Source organism: Sphaerochaeta sp. UBA5836, assembly GCF_002432845.1.
Lineage (GTDB): Bacteria > Spirochaetota > Spirochaetia > Sphaerochaetales > Sphaerochaetaceae > Sphaerochaeta.
The window spans coordinates 25349-52224 of the sequence record NZ_DJGW01000089.1; the positions used below are offsets into that span (position 1 = coordinate 25349).

Consider the following 26876-nt stretch of genomic DNA (forward strand, 5'->3'; position numbering starts at 1 on the left):
GAGGCCCACCGTATCCGGCAGGCCTCGCTTGTTTTTTAGAGAATGATTATCTGGTCTCGCTCGGGACCGACGGAGATGTACTTGATCGGGCATCCAACCAACTCACCCAGGCGCTTGCAGTAAGCTTGGGCTTTCTCGGGCAGGTCTTCCCACTTTCTTGCTTCGGTGGTGGGCGTCATCCAGCCGTCAAACTCCTCGTAAATCGGCTGGGCGATTTCCTGAAGGGCGGTTTCCGGCAGATGGGTGATGACCTCTCCGTTGACCCGGTAGGCGGTGCATACCTTGATCTTCTCAAACGTATCGAGCACATCGAGCTTGGTAAGGGCGAGGGAGGTGAAGCCGTTGATCCAGCACGAGTAATCTACAGCCACTGCATCGAACCAGCCGCAGCGGCGGGGTCTGCCGGTGGTCGCTCCATACTCACCCCCGATGGCCCTCAGTTTCTCGGCAGTCTCGTCGTTCAGTTCGGTCATGAAAGGTCCGCCTCCGACACTGGTGGAGTAGACTTTCGTTACGCCGATGACCTGGTCGATACGCCGTGGGCCCAACCCGCTTCCCACTGCTGCTCCTCCGCTGGTGGGGCTGCTGCTGGTGGTGTAGGGGTAGATGCCCCAGTCCAGATCGCGCATGACACCCAGCTGGCCTTCCAAGAGGATGCTTTTGTTTTCCTCATAGGCTTGGCGGACAACCCTCAGGCTGTCGATGATCATATGACCAAAGCGGTCCTTCCACTTGGCGCAGAGGGCCATCAACTCGTCGACGGTGTATTCAGGAAGCCCGAAATAAGCCAGTTCCCGATTCTTTTGAGGCAAGGCCATCTCAATGCGGTTTCTCAGGCGGTCGAAATCCAGCAGGTCGGCGGCGCGGATACCCGAACGGGATGCCTTGTCGCTGTAGCACGGACCGATGCCCCGCTTGGTGGTGCCTATTTGCATCTTTTCGCTCTTCGAACCCTCCTGGGCTCCATCAAGGGCGCGATGATAAGGCATGATCAGGTGGGCCCGCACATCGATGAAGAGGTTGTTCACCTCCAAACCCTTTTGTGCAATGCTGTCCAGCTCCTCAGCCATGGTCTCAAAGTTCACCACGGTACCGGCACCGATGATGTTCATGGTCTCGGGATTGAAAATACCGGAGGGAATGATATGGAGGGCGAACTTGCCCATCTTGTTGATGACGGTATGCCCGGCATTGTCGCCTCCCTGGTAGCGGATCACCAAGTCGGAGTGTACCGCAAGGTAGTCGACAATTCGTCCTTTGCCCTCATCGCCCCACTGTGCTCCCACAATCGAAGTAACGTTGCTCATCAATACAACTCCTTGCCGTCTTTGGCCAGATCCTGCAGCATCTGAACCTCTTTTTGGGTATGGTCCTCAATATCCTCGGCATCCCAAGGATACTTGATCCACAAATCTGCAAGCTCCATACCTGCAAAATACCTCTTTATTTCTGACGGAAATTCCACATCCTTGGTCTTAAGCTTGTTGTGCAGGACCAAAACAGCGATTTCTTCCGGTTTGAACTTCAACAGTTCTCCGACGCAGTAGGCCAAAGTGGCTCGGGTGTCGTCGACCTCATCAATCAAGAGGACTTTCTTGCCCACCAACTGCGTCTGCACCTCGTCGATCCACTGGATTTTGGTCGGGTGGTCCTTGTGCTTCTTGTCAATGCCATAGTAGGAGATTCCTACAGCGTAAATCGGGCGGTTGATGAAGGTTTTCATAATCCTTGCGGGGATGAAGCCGCCGCTTCCGATTGCAACGATTACATCGGGATCGTAGCCGGATTCCATCAACTCGAATGAGAGCTTCTTGACCAGCTTGTGTACCGAATTGTAACTGACGTAGAATTTTTCATCGTCCATCTCTTGCTCCTCAGGCTTGTGGATACATCTCGGCGATGTAGGGAAGGGTTCTATGCTTTTCATTGTAATCCAGGCCGTAGCCGACGACCCAGACATCTGGGATGGTGAATCCGATGTAATCGATGTCCACCGGAACCACGTGACGGTCGGGCTTGTCCAAAAGGACTGCGGTGCGCACCGACTTTGGATTGCGGGTCTTGAAGCTTCGGATCAGGTAGTCGAGGGTGTTGCCGCTGTCCAGGATGTCCTCGATGATCAAGACATGCTTGTCTTCCATGTTCTCCCGGGTATCCATCAACAGCCTGACGTTGCCGCTGTGGTCTCCCTGATAGGAAGAAAGTGCGATGAAGTCGACGACATGGTCGACATTCAGTTTTCGGGCGAGGTCGGCGATGAAAATGAAGGAGCCCTTGAGTACTCCCACGAGGATCAACGTGCCTTCGCTGCCTTTGTAATCGGCACTGATTTGCCGGGCAAGCTCATCAACCCTGCGGTTGATCGTGTCTGCATCAATGAGAACACGGGCGAGATCCTCTGTCAAAGCAGGGATCGCGAGAGAATCTTTCATGGGGCCTCCTCAACGCAACAGATTTCTGTTGGAACATGTTCTGTATGCTGTAGGAATATACGAAAAATAGGGCAGTGTCAATGTTGGGCAGGTCGGCATCAAGCTCCTTCAATTGAAGAATTTTTGCTACTTGACCACACTCTTGGTGCAATACTACACTGAAAGTAGTGAAAAGGAGGCCCATCATGTATGTTGACGTTCCCATTGAACTTCTGCAAATGAATCCCTTTACTGCGATCGGGACCGACGGGTTTCTTATCACTGCAGGTACTTCCGAAAAGTACAACACCATGGTTGCCTCCTGGGGGTCGATGGGAGTCCTGTGGGGAAGAAACATCCTTACCTTGTATGTAAGACAGAGCAGGTACACCCATCAATTCCTTGAGCAGAACGAAGGGTTCACGGTCTCATTCTTTCCCCCGGAGATGAAGGAACGGTTGCTCTGGTGCGGTCGGCACAGTGGTCGTGACTACGACAAGATTGCTGAAACCGGCCTGAAAATCAGCTGTTTGAGAGGGCCGAATGGTGATGAACGTGTAACCTTCAAACAGGCTTCGTTGGTTTTCTCTTGTACGAAAGCTGCTGTATTGCCTCTTGTCAAAGAGTCGTTTCTGCTTCCGGAAATTGAATCGTTCTATCAGGACGGTGACTTCCATACGATATATATCGGTTTTATTGACAGTATTCTTTCCAACCAATAGGATGGAAAGACAATCATAGAAGGCCAAACACCTGAGATGGCTTGGAAAGGCAGGACTGCATATCCTGCCGGGGAGCATGCATGGATTTTTCAAAAGAACAGGCGCAGTCTGCGCTCTCGATGATGGTGCGTTCACGCCGTTTCGAGGAGTGTATCGATGAATTCTTCAAGCGCAAGGAGATGCACGGGACGACTCATCTGTCCATCGGACAGGAGGCGTGCCAAGCCGGCCTCTCCTTGGCCCTCGACCAGGGTGATTGGATAGTTCCGACCCATCGATGCCACGGCCACACCATTGCCCGGGGAACCAACGAGCGGAAGTTGTTCAGCGAGATGTTCGGCTCGGCCGACGGTGTCTGCAAAGGGCTTGGCGGCTCGATGCACATGACCGATGTGCAGACTTGGAACGCAGGTTCTTCAGCAGTAGTGGGCAGCGGGGTGAACCTGGCAACCGGGCTTGCATTCGCCTTGAAAATGCAGAAAAGCAGGGCGATCAGTGTAGCAATATTTGGAGACGGTGCTACAAGCCGGGGCTCGTTGCACGAGAGCATGAACCTAGCTTCGGTGTGGTCGCTTCCTGTCCTGTTCTACTGTGAAAACAATGAGTACGGCATGAGCGCCGCAGCCAGCCGCATGATTTCCACCTCTTCCATCGCAAGCCGCGCCGACTCGTACTCCATCAAGCATGAGACAGTGGACGGCAATGATGTCGAGGCTGTGTATGCGGCAGCCGCCAAGGCTGTGAACTACATCCGTACTACCGGCAAACCCTTTTTTTTGGAAGTGAAGACCTATCGGTGTTGCGGACACTCAAAGAGCGATCCCTGCATCTACCGCAGCCGGGAGGAAGAGGCTGCCTGGAGTGAACGCGATCCCATCTTTCTTTTCTCCCGCAGGATGGTCGACAGCGGTCTCTTTACCGAGGAGGATGTCTCCCGCCTCATTCTGGAGGCGCGCAAGCATATCGATGAGGCCGCCTTGGATGCAACTGCAATCCGGGAACAACGCATCAGCCTCGACCAGGCAATGGAATACATCTTCGCCCCGGAGGAGGAAGAAGTCTACAGGGTCTGCCAAACAACAACGAGGATGAGCTACCGCGAGGCTATACGTCAAGCACTGGACGAGGAGATGAGCCGGGACAAAGCGGTGCACCTCATCGGGGAGGACATCGCCTTGTACGGCGGCTGTTTCAAGGTGACCGGAGACCTGTATGCAAAGCATGCACAGCAGATACACGAAACCCCGGTCAGCGAGGAAGGATTCACCGGCCTTGCCGTCGGAGCCTCCCTGCTTGGGCTCAGACCGGTTGTGGAGATCATGTATGGGGATTTTTCCACCCTTGCAAGCGATCCGATCATCAATCATGCTGCCAAAATCCGGTTCATGAGCGCAGGCCAGTTATCGGCTCCGATGGTGCTTCGTGCGCCGATCGGCAGCGGCACCGGACACGGGGCGCAGCATACCCAGTGCCTGGAGGCGATGTTCGCCAACATCCCCGGCTTGATCATTGTCGCACCTTCCTGTCCCGGAGATGCAAAAGCCCTGCTCAAGAGTGCAATAAGAAGCAACAATCCGGTGCTGTATTTTGAGCATAAGCACCTCTACAACAACCTGGGTCCGGTAGGGGATGAGCAGTATCTGCTTCCCATCGGCAAAGCCATCATCAAGAAGCGCGGCAAGGATGTCACCATTGTCTCCTACAGTCATGCAGTCACCACCTGCCTGGATGCTGCAGCCCGACTGAGTCTGCAGGATGAGATCGATGTGGAAGTCATCGACTTGGCCACGCTAAAGCCGATGGACACCCAAACGATTCTTCGTTCGGTAAAAAAGACCGGCCGGCTCTTGGTGGTTCATGACAGTCCCGAATATGGCGGGTATGGTGCAGAGGTCATCGCCTGCGTAGCCGGTGACAGCGAAGCCCTCTCCGGTTTGCATGCGACGCCGAAGCGGCTGTGCGGCAAGGAGAGTCCCATTCCGTTTGCACCGGAGTTGGAACGTGAGGTAATTCCTTCCACTGAAGCGGTCATGCAGGCGGTTCGTTCTCTTTTCGAGGTTGTATAGCCTTTCCTTTTTTTTCTGTAGACGCTAGAATACAGGGCACTTGCGCCACGCATGGGCGTGGCGTGCATCTACAGGAGTAAGAACAGCATGGATATCGATGTAAAGAACCTGCATCCACTGGAAGTCCGCCTGCTCAGGCATGTCGATCCGGCACAGCAGATTACTGCAGAGCGCATCATCGGCGAACTTGGATACAATGTGGGGCAGTGCAACCAGGCTTTCAGCTGGTTGAGCGCAAAGGGCTACCTGGTCGAAACGAGCCGTGAAACACGCGTCATGTATGAACTGACTGAGTTCGGACGAGAACAGCAGCAAAAGGGTACTCCCGCCCAGCGCATCTTTACCTTTATCAAGGCTGAGGGACCTCAGGCACTGCCTGATCTTGCCTCGGCCCTACAGCTGGAAAAGAGTGAGATTGGTTCAGCCTTCGGCCAGCTTTCCAAGGCCGGTTATGCAAAAATGAATGCCGATAACAAGGCACAGGCCACCGCAGATGAGCTTGGCGGTGAGTTTGTACTTATCAGCGAGCTGCTGGACCGCGGCCTTGCCGGTGAGCTTGTAGAATCACAAATGAGTGAGGCACAGAAAGCCGCCATGGCCAAGATCGCCAAGAAGCGGGGGGCTGCCAACTCTCCATTCAAGGTCATCGAGCGGGAATTCATCACCTATGCATTGACAGATGAGGGAAATAGGGCAAAAGAGGCCATCCTGAGGGCTCATATCACCGGTGAGGAGCTGGGATTGGTTACCAGCGAAATCCTCTCCACCGGCAGCTGGAAGCAGGCTTCCTTCCGCCCCTACGGCCTGAACGCCCCCACAAGCCGACTGATACCCGGCCGTCACAACCCCTATGGCAATTACTTGCAATGGGTGAAGGACAAGCTGTGCAGTCTCGGATTCGAGGAGTTTGATGGACCTTTGGTGGAGAACGAGTTCTGGAACGGCGATGCCCTGTTCATGCCTCAGTTCCACAGCGCCCGTGACATCCACGATGTCTACTACGTCAAGGACCCGGTGCATTGCAAGGAAATTGAAGAGCCGTGGCTCAGTCAGGTGGCGAAAACCCATGAGGATGGGTGGACCACCGGCAGCCGGGGTTGGAGGTACAGCTTCGACCATGAATTTACCCGCCGTCAGGTCCTGCGCAGCCAGGGCACCGTCCTGTCCGCCCATCAGCTTCCCAAGGCCAAGGTTCCCGGCAAGTACTTCGGGGTTGTCCGCTGCTTCCGCTACGATCAGGTCGACGCCACCCACGGGGCCGACTTCTATCAGACCGAAGGTATTGTCCTGGGAGAGGATGTGAATCTGAAGACCCTGCTCGGATTGCTGAAAATGTTCGCCGAGGAGATTGCGGGAGCTGAGGAAGTGAAGTACGTCCCCGGCTATTTCCCCTTCACCGAACCCTCGATCGAAGTGCACATCAAGCATCCGGTGCTTGGATGGTTTGAACTCGGGGGAAGCGGAATTTTCCGCCCCGAAGTTACCAAGGCGCTGGGAATCGACGTGCCGGTGCTTGCCTGGGGATTGGGAATCGACCGCATGGCGCTGATGCACCTCGGTTTGAATGACCTGCGCGAACTCTTTACCCCGAACATCGAGTCGGTCCGCATGAGGAGAGGAAACTAATGCCAAAGATTGAAACCACCGGCAGGCTGTTCTTCAGCTTGTTGGGAAAAACCCTTCGTGATAGTGAATTGGAGGCGCTCTTGCCGGTCGCAAAGGCAGAATTGGACGGCTATGAGGGGGATGTGCTTAAGATCGAGCTGAATGACACCAACCGGCCCGACCTCTGGTCTGCTGCCGGCATCGTCCGCCTGCTCAAGTCCTACGAAAAAGAAGAGGTCGTGCTCTACGACTTCTTCTCAACAGCGGATGAGACCTTCGACAGTGAAGGCCGTTCACTGATCATCGACGCATCGGTAAAGGAAGTCCGTCCGTTCTCCATCGGCTTTGCCGCCCGCGGCCATAAGGTGAGCGAGGACGATCTTGAGGCTCTGATTCAGAGCCAGGAGAAGCTGTGCTCGAACTTCGGGCGCAAGCGCAAGACCATAGCCATGGGAATCTACCGTTCCGACCTGATCAAGTACCCGGTGCACTACCGTGGGGCCGATCCCGATACCACCTCCTTTGTACCGCTTGGGATGGAGCAGGAGTTGACTCTCCGCCAAATCTGCACCGAACATCCCAAGGGAAAGGAGTACGGTCCCATTGTCAGCGGCCACAAACTCTTCCCCTTCCTGCACGACGACAACAACGACGTGCTCTCCTTCCCCCCTGTCATCAACAGCGACCGCATCGGGGCGGTGGAAGTAGGGGATGAGAACCTCTTTCTCGAGCTTTCGGGCATGGATTTGAAGGACCTGCTGCTTGCAGCCTCCATCATGGCCTGCGACATGAGTGACATGGGTTTTGAAATTCTTCCCGTCAAAGTCATCCTCGGTGAGGAGACCGAGTTCGGCAGCGAGATTACGGTTCCCTATTACTTCCAGGAGCCCGTCTCTTGTTCAATGGCCCAGATTCACAAGACGCTGGGTATGAAGTTGAGCTCGACTGAAGTCGTCAAGGCATTGAAGCGCATGGGCATGCATGCAATTTGCGACAACGATGTAGTCTATGCAACCGTTGCCGAGTACCGAAACGATTTTTTGCATCCCGTTGATTTGATTGAGGATGTGATGATCGGACACGGTCTGAACAAGTTTGAGCCTGAGATGCCTCAGGATTTCACGGTCGGCCGCCTCAGCCCTGCCGAGGAGATGGGCCGCAAGGTGAAGGATTTGATGGTCGGCCTTGGGTTCCAGGAGATGATGTACAACTACCTTGGGTCCAAGCGTGAGTATGTGGACAACATGAATTTTCCGCAGGAGAAGTGCATTTTCATTTCCAATCCGATGAGTGAGAATTATGAGGTGGTCCGCCCCTCGATCATTCCCTCGTTGTTGGAGAGCGAGAGTGTCAGCGCCCACGCACCGTTCCCGCACAAGATTTTCGAGGTGGGCAAGGTTGCCTTCCGCGATGAGCGCGACAACAGTGGAACGACCACCCGCAACACCCTCGGCTTTTTGGCCAGCGACAGCGTGATGGGCTACAACGATGTCTCTTCGTTGGTCAATACGCTTCTCTACTTTTTGGGCAAGGAGTTCTCTCTCGCAACCCTCGAGGGGGATGCCCGATTCATCGAGGGCCGCTGTGCACGCATTATGATCGGACAGACCGAGGTCGGGGTGTTCGGCGAGATTCATCCGCAGGTTCTTGAAAACTGGGGCAGCATCATGCCCACCATCGCTTGCGAGATCGATCTTGATCTGGTGATGGCCGACTAAGTACACAGCATGTTCATGCTTTGGGCTGCGGGATTTCCTGCAGCCTTTTTCAATGCTGCAGCAGCATGAGAAGCAAGGCGGCAATGGCAGCGGCAAAACCAAGGAAGAGATCGGAGAAAGAAGTTTTCATGGCCTTGAGGCGGTACAGCACCTTCGATCCAGGCTTGCTGACAGCCAAGGCAAACAATGCAATTCCTCCAAAGAGCGTATACAAGGTTTTAAGCAGGTTTGATGCACTGAAAAAGAACTGGTTTCCATAATCCAAGGCATAAGCCCCGCCAAGTAGCGTGCCGATGAAAAAAATCAGGTTGGGAGCAAAAATGCCGGTGAGAACACATAAGGCGGCCAGGATGGACAGGCCGAGGTGCAAGGTGAAGGGGAAACGGGGAAGGCTTTCTTTCACAATCGGCTCAAGTGGTTGCTTGGAAGGCAGAAAGATACGCGAAAGCTTCATGAACGAGGCAACCGTACCCGCTCCTGCAATGCTGAGGATGGCATATTGCCACCCGCCCTTGAGAGAGTAGGTGAGCAGTGTCTTGCTGAAGAATCCATTGAAAGGAGGGAGTGCGGTGATGCTGAGGGCTGCTATGAAGTAACAGAGCATGGTCAGCGGCAGCACCTCTCCTTCCTGCCTCAGCCGATGGTTTGCCCCCCTGAGCGTATAGACATCACGGTTGCCGCTGCAGTCGGTTGTCGTTCCGATGGAGAGGAACAACAGAGCCTTGAAAAGTGCGTGGCTGAAAGCATGAAAGAGGGAGGCGGCAAGCAACAATGCTCCTGCTTGTGTCTCCAGCCCAGTATGGAGTGCCAAGCCCCAGGCGCTGACCACATAGCCGATCTGACTGATCGAATGATAGGCCAAGAGCTTCTTTGCATCGGACTGGGCAAGGGCGGATAGTACCGCCAGCAGGGCGGTGATGGTTCCCGCCCAGCTGATGGGAAGGCCCATGCCCGATGCAAGAGGCGTGAGATGAAGCACCCTGATCAAGGCAAAGAGAGGAATCTTGAGCAGAACTCCGGACAACAGTGCTGATACTGCATGAGGAGCCTTGGAGTGTGCATCGATGAGCCACAGGGAGAGCGGCATCACTGCAACCCGCAAGAGTATGGGAACGACCAGCAGGACCAGGCTGAAGAGTGCGGTTTTTTGCTCGCTTGGGCCAAGCCCTGCAAGGCCTTGGGTTATTCCGTCATAGCTGAGCGAGCCGGTGAGACGATACAAACCGAAGACACCCAGCAGGAAGAAAACCATCGCCGAAGAGGAAAACATCAGGTAGGAGAAGGAAGCATGGACAGCGTTGCCCTTCTGGCTGCTGGCTATCAGGACATAAGCGACCACTCCCATCACCTCCAGGCATACAAACAGGTTGAACAAGTCGCTTGTCATGCTGATGGCACTGATTGCAGCATTTTGAATCAGAACCAGGGCGGTAAAGTTTGAGTGGGCCGGTCCGACTTTCCGTGAATAGATCCAGGTCGGTATGGTGACGCAGGCGGCAAGCAGGATCATGAGGATCGATAAGCCGTCGAAGCTGAAGTTGATGCCGATTGAAGGGGCATAGGATCCGATAACAAGATCGATGCTTCCCTGTTGTTGCAGCGTCGGATAGAGAAAAAGGACAATGACGGGGGGAAGCCCCAAGCCGAGAATGGTTCCCATGTACTCGGCAAGCCTGCGAATTTTCGTGGGAAAGAAGCTCTTGCAGACCAAAATCAGAGCAGCTCCGAGCAACGGCAAATAGATGGGTGCGAGAGACAGTGTTTCAATGCTCACTTTCCAGCCTCTTGGTAATGACATTGATGTCAAGCGACCCGGTTGCCTTGTACAGGCGTACTGCCAAGGCGAGCGCGAGTGCCGATACACAGACGCCGATGACGATGGCCGTCAGCATCAGGGCTTGGGGTATCGGGTCGACAATGTGCTTCACCCCGTCACCGAGAATGGGTGCTTGGTCTCCAATCCTGCTCCCCTCCAGGATGAAGAGCAGCACGACTGCTGCATTCATGAGGTTCAACCCAAAAATTTTCTTGATGATGTTGGGCATGGCTACAATGGCTGCAAAGCCGATAATGAAGAGCAGAAAGATGAGGATGCGTTCAATGATCATGGCTTCCTCCCATCATTGCGATGCACATCACGGCTATGCTCGTTCCCACTTTCATTCCGATGATGATGTTGAGCAGGATGATGAAGTTTGGAGAGATGTTTTGCAGTGACTTGACTGGATTGCCGAAGAAGCCGCTCTCAAAAAATACTCCGCTGATTGATGCAAGCACTAAAAAGAGGAACGACAGGGACTCGATGCGGGAGAGGACGATGGTATTGGTCAGCTTTGTTTTCAATTCGGTTCCCAGTGCCAAAAAGACAATACCCGAAGCAACGATTACGCCTCCCTGAAAGCCCCCGCCTGGGGAGATATGTCCATACAGCATCACATACAAGCCGAAGAGAAGAACGATGGGACCCAGCTTGGAAGCCACCACCTCAATGAGGTTTGTCCGAAGCGAATGCCTGGGAAGCTTTTCCGGCTCAAGTGAGAACCCGATAGACTCTTCGTCCACCTTGTTGCGGCCTAGATTGATGAGAATGGACATGGTGCCGGTGATGGAAACTAGCAGTACCAGCGTCTCCCCGAGTGTGTCCATAGCGCGGTATCCGAGATAGATTGCACTGACGGTATTGTCGGCTCCGGTATCGGATTTTGCAGTCTCGAATAAATAATCGCGTGCTTGAACCGGCCAGGGAGTGTCACTGAGTAGTACAGGCAGGACGGCAAGGCCAAGGATGAGGATGGTCAGCATAATTTTCATGCGTGTCAGTGCTTTCATGACTCCTCCTCGTCACGCCTTTGGGTGTGACGGATGGCCCACACAAAAATGACAGTGGAAACTCCAGCGCCGACTGCAGCCTCGGTAATTGCTACATCAGGGGCCCGGAGTATGGTAAAGAGCAGGGCGCTGAGCATGCTGATGGCGGAGAGCGCAATGACAGAGTGCAACAGGTCCCTGCTTGCCAAGGTAAATACACCCAATGCTAGAATGAGGCCGAGTATGAGGATGTGCATGATCATAGGCTCTTGTCCTTCTTTGCCATGGAGGATCGATGTTGTTCAGCATCCCCGCTTTCCCAGATGAATCTTGCAACAATGGAACTTCCGGTGGGAGCCGATATAAGAAAGAATACAATGAGGATGACCAGGCGCGCGGTACTGGCCAGCGAAGGCGAGAGCATCAGCAAGGCGAGCAGGTAGGAGAAGACTGCCGTCGTTCCGCACAGCGAGCCTGCATGGAGGCGGCTGTAGGGATCTTTGAACCGGAAGAGCCCGACCATGCCCGCGATGCCGAATGCGGTTCCGATTACAAAAGCAATGAGGGCAAGGATTTCTCGGATGATCATCGCCCCTCCTTGCGGTTCTTGAGAAACCGCGTAATGGCCAAAAAGCCCAGAAAACCGAAAATATCGTAGACCAAGGCTACATCGAGGTACAGTGTCCTTCCGGTTTGAATACCCCAAAGGATCAAGAAGGCCAGGGAAACAGCAGAGAGCACATTCAGCGCAACGAGGCGGTCACTTGAGGTGGGGCCGAGCATGAGGCGGATCAGGGTGATGCAGACGAATATGACCAAGGCTGTTTGCATCCCTTTGAGGATGAATGCACTCATATCCATGTCCTCCCCAAAGCATGCTCAATCTTCGTTTTGATCGCCTCACCCGCCGCCTTGGCATGGATGGTCGAGCAGAGCAGCCAATGTACAGTCAGGTGGTCGTCATTGAGGTCCAGCGTTATGGTGCCCGGAGTGAAGGTGATGGCATTGGCAAGGACGGTTCGTGCAAGGTCAGAACGCAGCCGGGTGCGAAAGTGGACGATTCGTGGATTTGTGTTCCCGCTGATTACAGCTTTCACTACCGAGAAGCTGCTGGCATAGAGGGATATGACCATGAGGACGAGAAACCTGATAAGAGAAAGAGGCCTGGGTATGAAGAAGAGGAGGCCTGCCTCATGTTCAGGAAGGAAAATGTGATAGGTGAGACTTGCCGTCAGAATGGAGGCTCCGAGGCCGAAGAGCACCGAAAACAGTTCTGTGTCTGTGGAAAAAAGAAACCAGACGAGGAAAAGAAAGAGGGAGGTCAGTACGAAACGTATGAAGGCCCAGATTCTTCTGCTATTCATCGTTACTCCTTATCGGCAATGAGTGTATGGAAAACTTCGCTGCTCCTGCTGGCTATCAGCGCTTCACGGAGGTCCGGTTGATGGAGCAAACGTGCCAGTTTGCTCAGGATCCTCAAATGAAAGCTGGAGCTGCTTTGGGGCCCGACCAACAGGAAAACCAAGACTACAGGCTTGTCGTCGAGAGCGTTGAGATCCAAGGGAGGGGAGAGACGCATGACTGCAAGCAGTGTCTTTTGCATGGAAGGACAGCGGGCATGGGTGATGGCGCAGCCTTCTCCCATGCAGGTGGTATGAAAGAGCCCATCGGTGACACGCTCCATCAAGTTTTGCGGAGTTTGGTCAGGGTGCACCGCATGGAGTTGGTCGGTGAGGGTCCTGATGACTCCATCCAAGGTCTTCTCGCTTCGATCGAGCAGAATGCAGCGCTGATCGAGCAACTCTCTGATTTCCGCCATGCCTATACCTCTTCCTCTTCTTGTACCAACCCAGCAGCCCAATCAACAGGCAGGGTGAACATGATGCCGGTTCCAGGATTCTCCAACCCTCCAACCACCCCGTCGACGAGCTGCTTGGCCCTAAGCACCACCTCTTCATCCTTTACGACTGACAGGATGGTTTTATTGTAGGGCCTGTTGCCTTTCATGAAGTCCTTGAATCCAGCAAAAAGGGGTACTTCATAGGTCAAAAAGCGACCCATTCCTTCGCTGTCGAGGATGGTGGATCCTGCGATGCCTGCTTCCACATAGGCTTCAAGCACTTCTTCCAGATGTTCTTCGTTGTTCAGGACGAATACCAGTAGTTTCATCTGTATCTCCAAGCAAGGATTGTGTTTGATGGTAGCATAGAGTTTTTAGGCAGGTCAACGAAATCTATTCTGTATGAAATATGAATATCTATGCAGTTTTCCTGCTGGGGTATTGACAGAAACGGCGTGACAGCGGTAAGGTTTCGCCATGAACAGAACCTTTTGCCACGAGAGCCATCATCACTACCGTAACCAACCGTAGACAGGTGGGCTCTGAGACCTATAGATACAGACCTCCGCATGTCGCGGGGGTTTTTTTATACCCTGATAGGAGTAGGATATGGACCAAGTGCTGAGGATTGCAATCCAGAAGAGTGGAAGATTGAGTGAGAAATCGCTGGAAATCATCAAGAAGTGCGGCATCAAGTTCGGCAGTGACGAACGTGTCCTGAAGGAGCAGGCATCCAACTTTCCCCTGGAGTTCCTGTATGTCCGCGACGACGATATTCCTGCCTACATCCATGACGGGGTCTCCGACATCGGTATAGTGGGGCGGAATGAGTACGATGAGCAGGCCATCGATTTGCAGGTGCTCAGGGACCTCGGCTTTGCCAAGTGTCGTCTCAGCATCGCCGTTCCCCAGGACATGCAGTACTTTGGGCTTTCAAGCTTGGAAGGCCTGAGAATCGCCACCAGCTATCCCAACATCCTTGGGGGAATCCTGCAAGAGAGGGGAGTGAAGGCCAGTTTTGTCCACGTCTCCGGATCGGTCGAGGTAACACCGGCTGTCGGCATCGCCGATGCCATTTGCGACTTGGTGTCCACCGGCGCCACCCTTGCCATGAACGGATTGAAGGAAGTTGAGGCCATCTACACCTCCACCGCAGTCATGATCGGGCGCAAACAGATGGGCAGCAGCGAAAAGGAAGCTATTCTGAAGCGCCTGATGCTTCGCATCGATGCAGTAATGCGGGCTGCATCCTACAAGTATGTACTCTTCAACCTTCCCGAGGAGCACCTGGACCAAGTGGCACGCATCGTCGGGGGCATGAAAAGTCCTACGGTCACCCGCCTGATGGAAAGCGGTTGGGTTTCGGTCCAGACTGTTGTTGCCGAGGATACGTTCTGGGATGTATTCGAGCAACTCAAGGCACTCGGAGCCCAGGGAATCCTGGTGACTCCGATTGAGAAAATGACCGAATAGGGGGGATGTATGGCCTATCTTGCGCGATTCTATGATCCCCAAGACGAGCAGCTGCCGTCTTTGCTCGCCCGTAACAAGACCGACTCCGAAGCTTTGACAGAGCAAGTGCGTTCCATTCTTGCAGCAGTACAAGAAGAAGGTGACGAGGCCTTGTTTCGGTTTGCCAAACAGTTTGACAAAGCCTCTCTTTCCGAGCTGAGGGTGAGTGAAAAAGAAATCCTTGACGCTGAGGGCAGGGTACCCGATGACTTGAAACAGGCCTTGGCGGTGGCTTACCACAACATCAAGGCCTTCCATGCCCGGCAGCGTCCCGGCGGTGAACAGCTTGTTGTCGCCCCTGGTGTTGAGCTCTCGCGCAAGATCGTTCCCATCCAACGGGTCGGCCTCTATATTCCAGGCGGTACGGCTCCCTTGTTTTCCACCACGTTGATGCTGGCTGTACCGGCCCAAGTTGCACTCTGTCCATCGGTGGTGCTCTGCACCCCTCCTGATTCGGATGGCAACGTCCATCCGGCCATTCTGTATGCCGCTTCGATGTGTGGTGTGAAGGAGATATACAAAATAGGCGGTGCACAGGCGATTGCGGCCATGGCCTATGGAACACAAAGCATCGAGGCGGTGGATAAGATTTTTGGACCGGGCAACCAGTATGTCACCGAGGCAAAAATCCAGGTAAGCGGCAGTTGTTGCGCCATCGACATGCCTGCCGGCCCGAGTGAGGTGATGGTGCTTGCCTCTCCTGCTTCCAACCCATCGTATGTTGCCAGCGATTTGCTCAGCCAAGCCGAGCATGGGCGGGACAGCCAGGCCATGCTGGTTGTCTGTGCGGAGCAAACACAAGGTTTTGCTTTCTTGGACAGGGTTGAACAGGCCATGGAGGACCAGTTGGCGACGCTGGGAAGGCAGGAGTACCTTCTGTCAAGCTTGGCTGGCAGCCGGGCATTCGTGCATCCTGATTTGAAGCGATGTGCAGCATTGGCCAATACCTATGCCGCCGAGCACCTGATCATCAACATGAATGATGAAAAGACCGAGAACCGGGTGCTGCAGTGGATTGTGAATGCAGGTTCGATATTCCTTGGTCCCTACTCGTGTGAAAGTGCAGGTGACTATGCCAGCGGTACCAACCATACCCTGCCCACCAACGGTTGGGCAAGAAGCTACAGCGGAGTGAGTACCGATTCCTTTCTGAAGAAAATCACGGTGCAGAAGTTGAGCAGGGAAGGGTTGGAAGGCTTGGCGCCGACCTTGCTGGTAATGGCACAGCAAGAGAAGCTGACAGCGCACCGCAATGCGGTTGCGATTCGATTGGGAGGAGAAAGATGAGAGAGTTGCTCAGAGAAAATATTGCCACGTTGAAGCCCTACAGCTGTGCCCGCAATGATTTCACCGGTGAGGCTGAAGTGTACCTCGACGCCAATGAAAACTGGCAGGAATTTGTGGGGAGGGAGGATGTAAACCGGTATCCCGATCCCTTGGCCACGATGGTGCGCAAAGCCCTCGAGGAGGTGCTGGGTCTTCCGTTCGACCAGACGATTATCGGGAACGGCAGTGACGAGTTGATCGACAACCTGTTTCGCTGCTTCTGCCGGCCCGGCAAGGATTCCGTCCTTCTCATGCCCCCCACCTACGGTGCCTACCGCGTTTTTGCAGATATCAACGATGTCATTGTAAAGACGGTCCCCCTCACTCCCCATTTCCAGCTCGACCTTCCTGCCTTGAAGAGATGCCTGGCTGAGGAGAAAGCAAGCAGAACCAATGAAGCCCGCTTGAAATTGCTGTTCATTTGCAGTCCGAACAACCCCAGCGGCAATGCATTCCCCCTCGATGAGGTGCGTACGATTTGCTCTCTGTTCGACGGAATCGTGGTTGTTGATGAGGCATATTTTGATTTCAGCAGCCAAGCCAGTGCGGTGAGCCTTTTGGGTGAGTTCGAAAACCTTGTAGTCCTGCGCACACTCTCCAAGTGCTGGGCCCTGGCGAGTGCCCGAGTCGGAGTGGCGATTGCCAGCAAAGAGATCATCGCTGTTCTTCGAAGCATGAAATATCCCTACAATGTGGGAGGTCCTTCACAAGATATCGCACTGAAGGCTCTCAAACAGGCACAGCGGGTCAAGCAGGGCCTTGCCTTGATCAAGGAGGAGCGGGCGCGCCTGCGCACCGAGCTTGCACAGGTGGACTGTGTTGTCCAGGTGTTCGACAGTGACGCGAACTTTTTTCTGGTCCGCGTGACCGACGCGCCTTCCATCTACCACTATCTGCTTGGCAAAGGTATTATTGTTCGTAACCGCAGCAAAGAGATGCACTGTGAGAATTGTCTGAGGATCACCATAGGCAGCAAGCAGGAGAACGATGTACTTCTGTCTGCCTTGAAGGAGTATGAGCATGCATGAACGGGTGTTGTTTTTGGATCGTGACGGCATTATCGTCGAGGAGACCCAGGTCGACAGTCTGGAAAAGATACGCTATATCCCGGGTGTGTTCTGTGCCCTGTCCAGGCTGCGTGCATCCGGACTGTGGTATTTTGCCATGGTGAGCAATCAGGATGGCGTGGGTACTCCTTCTTTCCCCCAGGAGGCCTTTGACATTCCCCAGCAGAGAATCTTGGAGACTTTGGCAGGAGAAGGAATCTCCTTTGATGCCCTGCACATCGATTTTTCCCTGCCTTCGGACAACTGCCCGGGCAGGAAGCCAGGAATCGGGATGCTTGGGGAGTATCAGGGTGAGAAGTACGACCTTGAGCACTCGGTGGTGATCGGGGACCGGCTGACCGATGTGCAGCTTGCAAAGAACCTCGGCTGCAAAGCCATCTGGTTTGCACCCCCTTCCCGCTTTGCAGAGTTGCCTGAGAATTTGAAAGAAACCTGCATCCACGTCAGTGACAACTGGGCGGATGTCGCTTCATTCCTGCTCGACGACAGCACCCTCGCTCCCCGGCTCACCCGTCTGGAGCGCAAGACGAAGGAGACCGAGATTACCCTGGAGCTCAATCTCGACGGCGGTGGTCTGGGGAGTGTCCATACCCACCTGCCGTTCTTCGACCACATGCTCGAGCAGGTGGTGCGACACAGCGGCTGTGACATGCATGTGCATGCCCATGGGGACCTGATCGTTGACGAGCATCACACCGTCGAGGATGTAGGATTGGCGATGGGGCAGGCTTTCCGTCAGGCTCTGGGAGACAAGCGGGGTATCAGCCGGTATGGGTTTGAACTGCTTCCCATGGATGATGTGCTTGCCCAGGTTGCCATCGACTTCTCAGGCAGGCCGTACCTGCAATGGAAGGTCGACTTCAAACGTGAGTACATCGGGACGTTTCCGACTGAGATGGTTGAGCACTTCTTCAAGTCTTTCAGTGACAGCGCCCGGTGCAACCTCTTCCTCAGCGTGGGTGAGGGGAATGCTCATCATCAGTGTGAGGCCCTGTTCAAGGCTTTTGCGAGGGCTTTGAAGAAGGCGGTACATCGCAATCCATACTCCATGGAGCTGCCTTCCACCAAGGGGATGCTATGAACATTGCCATCGTCAAGTACAATGCAGGAAACACCCGCTCCGTACTTTGTGCGCTCAACAGGCTCGGGTACGAGGGTGTGGTCACCGATGACCAAACCCTGTTGGAGCAGGCCGACCGCGTCATCTTCCCCGGGGTGGGTGAAGCATCGACGGCCATGGCCTACCTGAGGGACAAGGGACTGGACCAGGTATTGGTCAACCTCAAACAGCCTTTTTTGGGTATTTGTCTGGGTATGCAGCTGATGTGCCGCCAAAGTGAGGAGCATGATACGAAAACCTTGGGCATATTCGATGTTCCCGTACTCAAATTCCGTCTTGAGCCTGAGTACAAGGTACCGCATATGGGGTGGAATACACTGGACTGTAAAACCGACAGCCTGTTTCTTGGTTTGCCCGAAAAGAAGTGGTGTTACTTTGTGCATGGTTACTATGTACCGCTGTCTGATTGCACCATCGCCGCCACCGAATATGGCGGGCAGGATTTTACGGCGATTTTACACAAGGACAACTTCTATGGGTGTCAGTTCCATCCGGAAAAGAGTGCAGAAAGCGGTGAGCTGATCCTGAAAAACTTCTTGGAGGTGCTGTAATGCAGCTGATACCTGCAATTGACATCATGGATGGTTCGGCGGTTCGTCTCAGCCAGGGCCTGTATGACTCCAAAAAGGTCTATGCATCCGACCCGTTGGAAATTGCCAAGCAGTTTGAGGCTGCCGGCATCAAGCGTCTGCACCTCGTAGACTTGGATGGGGCGAAAGGCAAGGGTATTGTAAATCTCCATATCCTGGAGCGTCTTGCTTCCCATACTTCGTTGGTCATTGATTTCGGCGGCGGGATTAAGAAGACGGAGGACTTGCAAGCGGCATTTGACGCCGGGGCAAGCATGGTGACCTGTGGTTCGATTGCGGTCAAGAACCCTTCTCTTGTGCATTCTTGGATAAAACGTTTCGGCAGCAATCGTTTGATTCTCGGGGCTGATGCCCGCGATGGCTTGATTCAGTGCAGCGGATGGTTGGAATCGAGCAACCTTGAGGTTGGTGCATTCATCGATTCATACCGCAACGATGGGCTGGATATGGTAATCTGCACCGATATCTGCAAGGATGGAATGCTTCAGGGTCCTTCCTTGGACCTGTATAGGCGGTTGCTCGACAGCCGTCCGACACTCAGGCTCATTGCATCGGGTGGTGTTGCTTCGCTGCAGGATTTGAAGGAATTGAAGCAGGCAGGGTTGTACGGGGCGATCATCGGAAAGGCCTTGTATGAGGGAAGAATCAGCTTGGATGAATTGAAACGGTTCGGGGAGGAACAGGATGCTGGCTAAGCGAATCATTCCCTGTCTCGATGTACGGGACGGGAGGACGGTCAAAGGGGTGAACTTTGTAAACCTCAGGGATGCGGGGGATGCAGTGGAGCTTGCGAAGGCCTACAGCCTGTGCGGCGCTGATGAGCTGACATTTCTGGATATCACCGCCACGGTCGAAAATCGTTCGACCTTTCGTGCCTTGGTTGAACGTATTGCACAAAACATCGCCATCCCTTTCACCGTCGGCGGGGGGATCCGTACCTCTGATGATGTCTCCGCTCTTTTGGACAGCGGAGCGGACAAGATTTCCATCAACAGCCAGGCGATTGCCGACCCTTCAGTCATCGATTCGCTTGCCCTGCGCTTCGGTTCTCAGTGTGTGGTATGCGCCATCGATGCCAGGCGCAATCCTGCCTTCGATACTACAGGCACAGAGGGCTGGGAGGTCTATGTTCACGGAGGTCGAAAGCCTACCGGCATCGAGGTTGTCACCTGGGCCAAGGAAGCATACAACCGCGGGGCGGGAGAAATCCTGCTGACCAGCATGGACCATGACGGGACCAAGGGCGGATTTGCCATCGATTTGACCCGCCGCGTAGCCCAGGCTGTGGGTATTCCCGTCATTGCCAGCGGAGGGGCGGGAGCCATGGAGCATTTTGAGGCGGTTTTCAAGGAAGGGAAGGCTGATGCAGCGCTTGCGGCGTCGATTTTTCATTTTCATGAAATAGATATCCCGCAACTGAAGATTTTTCTTGGGCAACGTGGTATAACTATGCGTACCCGCCAGTAAGGAGATTTCTATCATGGGACTTGATTTTGAAAAACAGGGAGGATTGATTCCCGCCATTGTACAGGATGCCGTAACACGCAAGGTCCTGATGCTTGGGTATATGAATGAAGAGGCGCTCAAGCTTACACATGACAAGGGCTTGGTAACCTTCTATTCACGCAGCCGTCAGGCGCTGTGGACCAAGGGTGAGACCAGTGGCAACTACCTGCAGGTCCGAGAGGTTCTCGAAGACTGCGACCACGATACCCTTTTGATAAAGGCGATTCCCACCGGTCCTGTCTGCCATACAGGAGCCGATACCTGCTTCGATGAGGTCAATGATCCCGAGCAGCTCTCTTCCTCCGAGTTCCTCTTCTACCTCGAGGAGATCATCCACGACCGCCGTGATTTTCCCCAGGAAGGTTCCTACACCAACCATCTGTTCAGTCGCGGGTTGAACAAGATTGCCCAAAAGGTAGGCGAGGAAGCAGTCGAGTTGATCATCGAGAGCAAGGATGACAACAAAAACCTGTTCCTCGGTGAGGCTGCAGACCTGATGTACCACTTCCTGGTTCTCCTTACCCAGAAGAATGTACAGTTCTCCGAGGTCATCGATGTCCTGAAGGGAAGGCACAGTCGCTAAACGATCGATCAGATTCTGCCGCAAGCAATCCATCACCTGCCTGAAAACGGCAGGTGATGCTGTCCATGCGAGGTACTAAGAAACCCGGAGGGGTTCTTTTCTATACAGAATCAGGGAATGGTTCTACACTTCGTATGTCGAGGGAGGTGATCATGAGCATCTATGTTGTTCGTCATGCCGAAAAGCAGAGCGGTGATTTTCATCATCAAGGTGTCAAGTTCAATGATCAGCCGATCACCGAGGCAGGGATGGAGAGCGCCCGTCGGTTGGTGGATTACTTTTCCCGCATCGATATTGCCTCCATCCACGTCGGTGAGTACCTGAGAACCCGGCAAACCATCGCCTTTGTTGCAGAAGCGAAAGGGTTGGTGCCTCTTGTTGAGCGCAGGATCAATGAGATCGATATCGGCGTCATTGAAGAGATGACCGATAGGGAGGTTGAAGAGCAGTACCCTGAATTCTGGGCTGCCTATCACACGCGCAATCGTGAGTTTCGCATGCCCGGCGGTGAAACCGGATATGAAGCGGAGACTCGAATCAGAAGCCTGTTCGACTCCCTGGACAGGACGAAGAACCATATCATCTGCACCCACGAAGGTTTGACCCGTATTCTTCTTTGCTCAGTGTTGGGCTTGCCTGCGTACCGAAGACATCTCTTCAGCATCGATTACGCATCGATCACCGTGTTTGAATACCGGCCTGAGTTCCAGTGTTGGACGATACCCAAGGTGAATATGGTGGTGTGAAGCAATCAGGGATGTTTTATACCAGTACTTGGTAGGTCGGCATCGGTGAGCAGTCACATGTTCCGAAAACCAATGTTGCTCAAAAAGCATTGTGTGTTAGTATGCAAAAAAGTTGGTAAGGGTAATCTTGAATATGATTGATGAGTTGATTGCAGAGAGCACTGAATATGATTTCAAAGTTGCACTTGAAACCAGAAAACCTAAAAGTTGGTTGAAAAGTGTAAGCGCATACGCCAATTCTATTGGCGGCGTGCTGTTTTTCGGCGTAGACAATGAGAGGCGAGTAGTTGGTTTGCATGACATCAAGCGTGATTCTGAAATCATTAGCAGGATGATTAAAGATCGTATCACGCCAATTCCCATGTTTGAACTATCCGCGTCGAGAGATGGGGATAAGGATATCCTTTGTCTGAAAGTGCATGCAGGAAGGTCAACCCCATATTACTATAAAGCGGATGGGATCATGGAAGCGTATATCAGGATTGGAAACGAGAGTGTAGTTGCCCCGGACTATATCCTCAATGAATTGATTTTGAAGGGTACCAACCGGTCATTTGATGCGATGATCACTGATGCAAGGAAATCTGACTATAGCTTTACACTGCTTGAAGCAACATACCTGGAACAAACCGGACTCCGGTTTGACGCATCCGATTACGTCTCATTCGGGCTTGCCGACAAGAAGGGTTTCCTCACGAATGCTGGCAAGCTTATGGCTGATCAATACATTGTTTTCAATTCAAGAGTATTCTGTACGCGCTGGAATGGATTGGGCAAGGGCTCCATTTTTGATGACGCCCTCGATGCCAAAGAGTATGAGGGCAATCTTCTCAGCCTATTGCGCAACAGTAGTGATTTTGTACGAAATAACTCAAAGGTTCGTTTTGTCAAGGAGGCGCAGTATAGGATCGATAAACCGGATTATGCGGAAAGGGCTGTCACTGAGGCACTCGTCAATGCTCTGATTCACCGTGACTATATCATGCTTGGCAGTGAAATACACATCGATGTGTATGATGATCGTTTGGAAATACAATCTCCGGGTGGTATGTACTATGGAAAGGAGATCCAAGATTGCGACATTCACTCGATCGGCAGTGCCAGGCGTAATCCAATCCTTGCGGATTTATTTCATCGAATGAAATTCATGGAGCGAAGAGGGAGTGGGCTGCCCAAGATTCTCAGTGAGACAGCCAAACTACCAGGGTATACTCAACGGATGAAACCAGAGTTCTTCTCAACTTCTTCCGACTTTCGAGTAGTCCTGAAAAATATCAATTACTTCACAGAAACCTTGCATGTGCAAGAAAAGGCGCAAGTCACCGAGCAAGTGACCGAGCAAGATCCTCGACACACGTTGCTCTTGGCTTTTTGTACGATTCCCAGGACGAGAGAAGAAATGCAAGCGTTTATCGGAATCACCCATCGTGAATACTTTAGATCGGCGTTCCTCAAGCCATTACTGAATTCAGGGCGGTTGAGGATGACGATTCCTGATAAGCCAAACAGCCGAAACCAGAAGTACATTGCCTTTTGAACTACCGTTTTCAAAGATACAGGAAAGAATAAACGGATCATTATGCACATCCGGGAGGAGTACCTCATTGGCAGGTATGATACTACTTCTACCAATTACATGAATCGTGTTTTCTACCCGATACTTTCTCGCAGATCGCCTTCACTTCATCCGTTGCATCCTCCAGACGTCCACCTGAACGCAAGCGGACCAGTTCCGCTGCAACAACCTCGCTGTTTTTCGGGCTCAACTCGAACCAGGCGGCGGCTGTGATGCCGGCAATAATCAACAGGGCTGGACCACCGATGAAGAAAACGAAAAAGCGCGACAGCACCTGTGGTGTTTGTTCGGCGTTGGACACAAAGCCCACCATCTGGAGGAACAGGCCGATCAGGGGCATGACCAAGGCACCTTGGACGAGCTTGCGGGTGAGTGTCATCGCTCCCGAATAGACACCCGAGCGTTGGCTTCCCGTCATCAGCTCATCGACATCGATGACATTGGGCAGGATGGCGTAGGGAATATAAACAGCAGCAGAGGTTCCCAATCCTATTACACCACACACCAAGGCAACCACCCAGATCGGGGAGGTTGGTGACAGGGCCAACGTGCCGAGCATTCCTGACAGCCAGATGAGCAATCCCATACGATAGGCAAAACGCTTGCCCTTGCTGTTGGCGATGCGCACATACACCATGATCATCATCAACTGCACCACCATGAGCGTGCCCATGGCTATCGAGTAGAGCGTCGGGCGCCTGAGGTAGTAGGTCAAATAGTAGGTGAAAAGTGCCATGAGCAGGTCCATTGCACTATAAGCAAACACATACATTAGAATATGGATGCGGAAGGAACGGTTTTGGAAGATGGTGAAGAACTCCTTGAGAAAATTCTTTGATACGCTTTGTTGTTGATTCTGTTGGGACTCCCAGGTACCGAAAAAGGTGATCAGCCAAGGGAGGGCGAAGAATATTCCGAAGGCCACAGACATGTTCACATACCCGGTGGAGGGTGCGCCTTTTGACGAATCGATGATGATCTTGGGTATGGTGGCTGCAAGCAGGGAGGAGAAGCCTGAGAAGAACAGGCGGGAGCCGGAGAGCTTGTTGCGGGTCTTGTAATCGCCTGAAAGTTCTGCAGCGAGTGCTGAGTAGGGGATCATGACCATGGTGAAAACGGTGGCAAAGACTATGTATGCAAAGCTGTAGTAGAGAAACAGTGCAGCTTGGGATGTGAAATCCATAGGCAGCCAGAGCAGGATGAAGGAGAGGGTGATGGGAGCGATACCGGCTAGAAAGTATACCCGCCGCCTTCCAAACCGCGACTTCGTCCTATCGGAAAGGTATCCCATAAGGGGATCGGAGACGGCATCCCACACTTTTCCTATTCCAAAGACCAAGCCGGCCAGAGCTGGTGAAAGCCCCACCACCTCGGTAAGGTAGAAGAGGAACAGCATGCCAACAATCATGAAAGCTCCGCCGCCGTAGATGTCTCCCAACCCATAGGAAATGAGGGTTTTCCATGTTACCGTCCGTTCTTTGATGCTCATACCTTGCTCTCCTTTTTTGCCATCTCCCTGCATAGTGTCAGGAAGGGACTCGTTGAACGTATGAAGACGGGAATGCAACCGATTTCCGCCTTGATCGTGTGCCGGCCTTCCCGGTATTCCCTACCGGTGAAGAAATGAATCCAGGTACCTGTTGGAAGCTTGACATTTCTCTTTGTTGCATGCTTTTGCAATATCGGAGCAATCAAGAGGTCCTCACCATAGAAGTATTGGCCGTCGGCCGCCCGGCCTTTGTAGATGACAGGCCTGAACGGGGGTGCTCCCGCTTGTTGGTACTGCTCACTGACATGCTGATGGTAGCGCAGCAGGCCTTGGTGGATCCGTGTCATCCGGGCAAAGTGCGCCAACATTTCCCGGTCGCTGTCGAACTGGGCATTAACGCTTGGATTGATGCCTTCATGATTTCTCATGACAGGCGTGAACGCAGCAAGTTCACAGCTGCGCATCAACAGGTTACGGCTTCGTTTGATCCAGGCAAAGGAGAAGAAACCCCCGATATCGAAATGCCAGTAGCCGAAACCAGACAGTGCAGAAGAGACAGCTGCAGGAACTACGGCAGGCAGTCCACTGTCCTTGAGGAAGTTTACTATCTGATCCCCCGCCCAGAGCAAGGGAACATAGGAGCTGCTGCCGGTGAAAGCCGACCGGCAGAAGTAGACGATTTCATTGCCTCTGCCTGCATCTTCTACTGCCTGAGCGTTGAGTTGCGCCCACCGTACGGGGTATCTATTATGCTCCAGATAGGGATCCAGACCCCCGAAAAGCTCTCCATCGGGCGGAAGGTATTCCCCGAAATCGGCCATCCAGCCATCCATGCCGATACCCAGCATATGATTCTTGATGATTCCCTTATACCACGAACATGCCTGGGGATTGCACAAATCCACCAAGGCGACGGGAAAGGTTGTGGTACTGGTGATGTAGGGTGTAAGTGATTGTCTATTCTTTATAAAGTAGCCCTTTCTTTCCCCCTCTGCATACAGGGGTGCATCGGTGCTGAGAAATGGATTGTTGTATCCAAGGAATTTGATTCCCCGCTGGTGCAACTCCTTGATGAAACCGGGAAGGTCCGGATAGAGCTGCTTGTCGTATTGCCAATTCCAGAAGAGCTGCTTGCCGTAGGGGGTTATGCGGATACCCTGCCAATCCTGACACCAGATTGCTGTGACGGGAATGCCTGCATCGAGGGCGTGCCTGAGCTTCTCCTCCACGACTGCGCGGCCGCCTTGCAAACCGAGGATCATCCCGCTTACGGCCCAATCGGGCAGGGACTTTTGCCTGCCGAGCGTTGCACTGAGAGCTCCTGCAGCCGTCGAAAGGGAGGAAGCCTGGCCGATAAGCAGGGAGGAAGGGATTGCATGGGAGAGAAGAGAGCAACCGTTTTTCGGGGTAAAGTCGAATCGACAGAATGCCGTGGTATTCAGGAGGACCCATCGGCCTGTTGCAGTGACGAAGCTGGGCTGGGGGAAGTAGGTGTGCTCCTCTGACCCTCCACGTCCTGAATGAAGATTCGCAAGCACCTTTACATAATTGGGTCCTCTTCCGATGCCCGGCTCAGACACCCAAAGCGGAATTCTTTTTCCTCGTAGGTCCAGATGGGAGAACTGCTCCCCACAGCCGAATACGGGTTCATCAGGGGGAAGGGGGAGTCGAATGCGAAACCGGTTTGGCTCCTCCCCGGCATCCAGGATGGGTATGATTCGTATTCCGAAAGCCTCCTCATGGATTTCCAGGGTAGCCAGACTGTCAAAGTGAATGCTGATAATGCTTTCTTTTTTCAGGCTTGCATCGATTTCGAATAGGGAGGCATCTTTCCACCAAGCACTTCTTTCTTCCTTGATACGGTACATCCCATGGCTCATGGTGATGGTGCAGCTGCCTTTGCCTAGACCGATGCACGGCCTTTGCATTGAATGCTGCAGGATCGGCACTTTGTTGTAAGAGAGGGTGAAGCTGTCCGCTGTGCTACTGATATCGATCATGGGAATTCTCCTGTTTCCGAGAAATTCCTGGCCAACAAGATGAGCTTGGGTGGAGGGCTGCCGCCCTGATACAGTGCCACAAGAAGCGAGAAGTGTACTTGTGTACCTTCATAGGAGGGTGCAGAGGAGTGCAGGTGCTCGGCGGTCAGCAAGGCGGCTGTTCGTCCCCAGCCCGTGACGGCGGCAGGGTA

The 26876-nt window shown here is 53.4% G+C and carries 29 protein-coding genes; 14 read left to right on the forward strand and 15 right to left on the reverse strand.

Annotated elements, in window-relative coordinates; all coding sequences use genetic code 11:
• Positions 1–35: 35 nt before the first annotated feature.
• From B3F49_RS08155 to hpt, 3 genes are read right to left on the reverse strand one after another with little or no spacing between them, the layout of a single operon-like run.
• Complete coding sequence (locus B3F49_RS08155; protein WP_293896332.1) at positions 36–1307, reverse strand: adenylosuccinate synthase; 1272 nt, start codon at positions 1305–1307, stop codon at positions 36–38.
• Complete coding sequence (locus B3F49_RS08160) at positions 1307–1864, reverse strand: phosphoribosyltransferase (RefSeq protein WP_293896329.1); 558 nt, start codon at positions 1862–1864, stop codon at positions 1307–1309. The genes B3F49_RS08155 and B3F49_RS08160 overlap by 1 nt, the downstream gene beginning before the upstream one ends.
• A 10-nt stretch (positions 1865–1874) precedes the next feature.
• On the reverse strand, positions 1875–2432 hold the full coding sequence (gene hpt / locus B3F49_RS08165) for a hypoxanthine phosphoribosyltransferase (protein ID WP_293896326.1): 558 nt from the start codon (positions 2430–2432) through the stop codon (positions 1875–1877).
• 185 nt (positions 2433–2617) lie between these two features.
• Between hpt and B3F49_RS08170 the strand changes: the two genes are divergently transcribed.
• The 4 genes from B3F49_RS08170 to pheT all read left to right on the forward strand — a co-directional run bounded on the left by B3F49_RS08170 (position 2618) and on the right by pheT (position 8522).
• Complete coding sequence (locus B3F49_RS08170; RefSeq protein WP_293896323.1) at positions 2618–3133, forward strand: flavin reductase; 516 nt, start codon at positions 2618–2620, stop codon at positions 3131–3133.
• Positions 3134–3213: 80 nt separating this feature from the next.
• Positions 3214–5199, forward strand: a complete 1986-nt coding sequence (locus B3F49_RS08175; RefSeq protein ID WP_293896320.1) for an alpha-ketoacid dehydrogenase subunit alpha/beta — start codon at positions 3214–3216, stop codon at positions 5197–5199.
• An 87-nt stretch (positions 5200–5286) separates the two neighbouring features.
• A complete protein-coding gene (locus tag B3F49_RS08180; RefSeq protein ID WP_293910320.1) occupies positions 5287–6825 on the forward strand; it encodes a phenylalanine--tRNA ligase subunit alpha in 1539 nt (512 codons plus the stop codon).
• On the forward strand, positions 6825–8522 hold the full coding sequence (pheT, locus tag B3F49_RS08185; protein ID WP_293910322.1) for a phenylalanine--tRNA ligase subunit beta: 1698 nt from the start codon (positions 6825–6827) through the stop codon (positions 8520–8522). The genes B3F49_RS08180 and pheT overlap by 1 nt, the downstream gene beginning before the upstream one ends.
• Positions 8523–8571: 49 nt before the next feature.
• Here pheT and B3F49_RS08190 read toward each other — a convergent pair whose 3' ends face one another.
• The 9 genes from B3F49_RS08190 to B3F49_RS08230 are packed head-to-tail and all read right to left on the reverse strand — an operon-like array spanning position 8572 to position 13499.
• Positions 8572–10296 (reverse strand): complex I subunit 5 family protein, encoded by a 1725-nt coding sequence (locus tag B3F49_RS08190; RefSeq protein WP_293910324.1) that lies wholly within the window; start codon positions 10294–10296, stop codon positions 8572–8574.
• A complete protein-coding gene (locus tag B3F49_RS08195; protein WP_293910326.1) occupies positions 10286–10630 on the reverse strand; it encodes a sodium:proton antiporter in 345 nt (114 codons plus the stop codon). Before B3F49_RS08195 ends, B3F49_RS08190 begins: the two co-directional genes overlap by 11 nt.
• Complete coding sequence (locus tag B3F49_RS08200; protein ID WP_293896305.1) at positions 10620–11351, reverse strand: MnhB domain-containing protein; 732 nt, start codon at positions 11349–11351, stop codon at positions 10620–10622. Before B3F49_RS08200 ends, B3F49_RS08195 begins: the two co-directional genes overlap by 11 nt.
• Positions 11348–11587, reverse strand: coding sequence for a Na(+)/H(+) antiporter subunit B (locus tag B3F49_RS08205; RefSeq protein WP_293896302.1), 240 nt, complete (start codon positions 11585–11587; stop codon positions 11348–11350). Before B3F49_RS08205 ends, B3F49_RS08200 begins: the two co-directional genes overlap by 4 nt.
• Before the next feature lie 2 nt (positions 11588–11589).
• Positions 11590–11919, reverse strand: a complete 330-nt coding sequence (locus B3F49_RS08210; protein ID WP_293896299.1) for a cation:proton antiporter — start codon at positions 11917–11919, stop codon at positions 11590–11592.
• A complete protein-coding gene (locus tag B3F49_RS08215; protein ID WP_293910328.1) occupies positions 11916–12185 on the reverse strand; it encodes a monovalent cation/H+ antiporter complex subunit F in 270 nt (89 codons plus the stop codon). Before B3F49_RS08215 ends, B3F49_RS08210 begins: the two co-directional genes overlap by 4 nt.
• Positions 12182–12694 (reverse strand): Na+/H+ antiporter subunit E, encoded by a 513-nt coding sequence (locus B3F49_RS08220; RefSeq protein ID WP_293896293.1) that lies wholly within the window; start codon positions 12692–12694, stop codon positions 12182–12184. Before B3F49_RS08220 ends, B3F49_RS08215 begins: the two co-directional genes overlap by 4 nt.
• Positions 12695–12696: 2 nt before the next feature.
• The gene (locus B3F49_RS08225) at positions 12697–13149 is read right to left on the reverse strand and encodes a PTS sugar transporter subunit IIA (RefSeq protein ID WP_293896291.1); all 453 of its coding nucleotides are present in this window, start codon (positions 13147–13149) and stop codon (positions 12697–12699) included.
• A 2-nt stretch (positions 13150–13151) separates the two neighbouring features.
• Positions 13152–13499, reverse strand: coding sequence for a hypothetical protein (locus B3F49_RS08230; protein WP_293910330.1), 348 nt, complete (start codon positions 13497–13499; stop codon positions 13152–13154).
• Positions 13500–13779: 280 nt separating this feature from the next.
• Between B3F49_RS08230 and hisG the strand changes: the two genes are divergently transcribed.
• From hisG to B3F49_RS08280, 10 genes are all read left to right on the forward strand, one after another.
• The gene (gene hisG / locus B3F49_RS08235; RefSeq protein ID WP_293910332.1) at positions 13780–14643 is read left to right on the forward strand and encodes an ATP phosphoribosyltransferase; all 864 of its coding nucleotides are present in this window, start codon (positions 13780–13782) and stop codon (positions 14641–14643) included.
• A 9-nt stretch (positions 14644–14652) separates the two neighbouring features.
• Positions 14653–15969, forward strand: coding sequence for a histidinol dehydrogenase (gene hisD, locus B3F49_RS08240; protein WP_293910334.1), 1317 nt, complete (start codon positions 14653–14655; stop codon positions 15967–15969).
• On the forward strand, positions 15966–17036 hold the full coding sequence (gene hisC / locus B3F49_RS08245; protein WP_293896282.1) for a histidinol-phosphate transaminase: 1071 nt from the start codon (positions 15966–15968) through the stop codon (positions 17034–17036). The genes hisD and hisC overlap by 4 nt, the downstream gene beginning before the upstream one ends.
• On the forward strand, positions 17029–18156 hold the full coding sequence (hisB, locus tag B3F49_RS08250; protein WP_293896279.1) for a bifunctional histidinol-phosphatase/imidazoleglycerol-phosphate dehydratase HisB: 1128 nt from the start codon (positions 17029–17031) through the stop codon (positions 18154–18156). The genes hisC and hisB overlap by 8 nt, the downstream gene beginning before the upstream one ends.
• Positions 18153–18746 (forward strand): imidazole glycerol phosphate synthase subunit HisH, encoded by a 594-nt coding sequence (gene hisH, locus B3F49_RS08255; protein WP_293896276.1) that lies wholly within the window; start codon positions 18153–18155, stop codon positions 18744–18746. Before hisB ends, hisH begins: the two co-directional genes overlap by 4 nt.
• The gene (hisA, locus tag B3F49_RS08260) at positions 18746–19480 is read left to right on the forward strand and encodes a 1-(5-phosphoribosyl)-5-[(5-phosphoribosylamino)methylideneamino]imidazole-4-carboxamide isomerase (RefSeq protein WP_293910336.1); all 735 of its coding nucleotides are present in this window, start codon (positions 18746–18748) and stop codon (positions 19478–19480) included. Before hisH ends, hisA begins: the two co-directional genes overlap by 1 nt.
• On the forward strand, positions 19470–20252 hold the full coding sequence (gene hisF / locus B3F49_RS08265) for an imidazole glycerol phosphate synthase subunit HisF (RefSeq protein ID WP_293896270.1): 783 nt from the start codon (positions 19470–19472) through the stop codon (positions 20250–20252). The genes hisA and hisF overlap by 11 nt, the downstream gene beginning before the upstream one ends.
• Positions 20253–20262: 10 nt before the next feature.
• A complete protein-coding gene (gene hisIE, locus B3F49_RS08270; RefSeq protein ID WP_293910353.1) occupies positions 20263–20874 on the forward strand; it encodes a bifunctional phosphoribosyl-AMP cyclohydrolase/phosphoribosyl-ATP diphosphatase HisIE in 612 nt (203 codons plus the stop codon).
• 152 nt (positions 20875–21026) lie between these two features.
• Positions 21027–21620 (forward strand): histidine phosphatase family protein, encoded by a 594-nt coding sequence (locus tag B3F49_RS08275; RefSeq protein ID WP_293896267.1) that lies wholly within the window; start codon positions 21027–21029, stop codon positions 21618–21620.
• 133 nt (positions 21621–21753) lie between these two features.
• A complete protein-coding gene (locus tag B3F49_RS08280; protein ID WP_293910338.1) occupies positions 21754–23157 on the forward strand; it encodes an ATP-binding protein in 1404 nt (467 codons plus the stop codon).
• Between the two features lie 88 nt (positions 23158–23245).
• On the opposite strand, the gene B3F49_RS08285 is transcribed toward B3F49_RS08280, so the two are convergent.
• The 3 genes from B3F49_RS08285 to B3F49_RS08295 all read right to left on the reverse strand — a co-directional run.
• The gene (locus B3F49_RS08285) at positions 23246–24685 is read right to left on the reverse strand and encodes an MFS transporter (protein ID WP_293896261.1); all 1440 of its coding nucleotides are present in this window, start codon (positions 24683–24685) and stop codon (positions 23246–23248) included.
• Positions 24682–26685: an alpha-glucosidase gene (locus B3F49_RS08290; protein ID WP_293910339.1), complete on the reverse strand. Its 2004-nt coding sequence runs from the start codon at positions 26683–26685 to the stop codon at positions 24682–24684. Before B3F49_RS08290 ends, B3F49_RS08285 begins: the two co-directional genes overlap by 4 nt.
• A partial coding sequence (locus B3F49_RS08295) for a hypothetical protein (RefSeq protein ID WP_293910341.1) occupies positions 26682–26876 on the reverse strand: 195 nt, incomplete at its 5' end. The genes B3F49_RS08295 and B3F49_RS08290, both read right to left, overlap by 4 nt.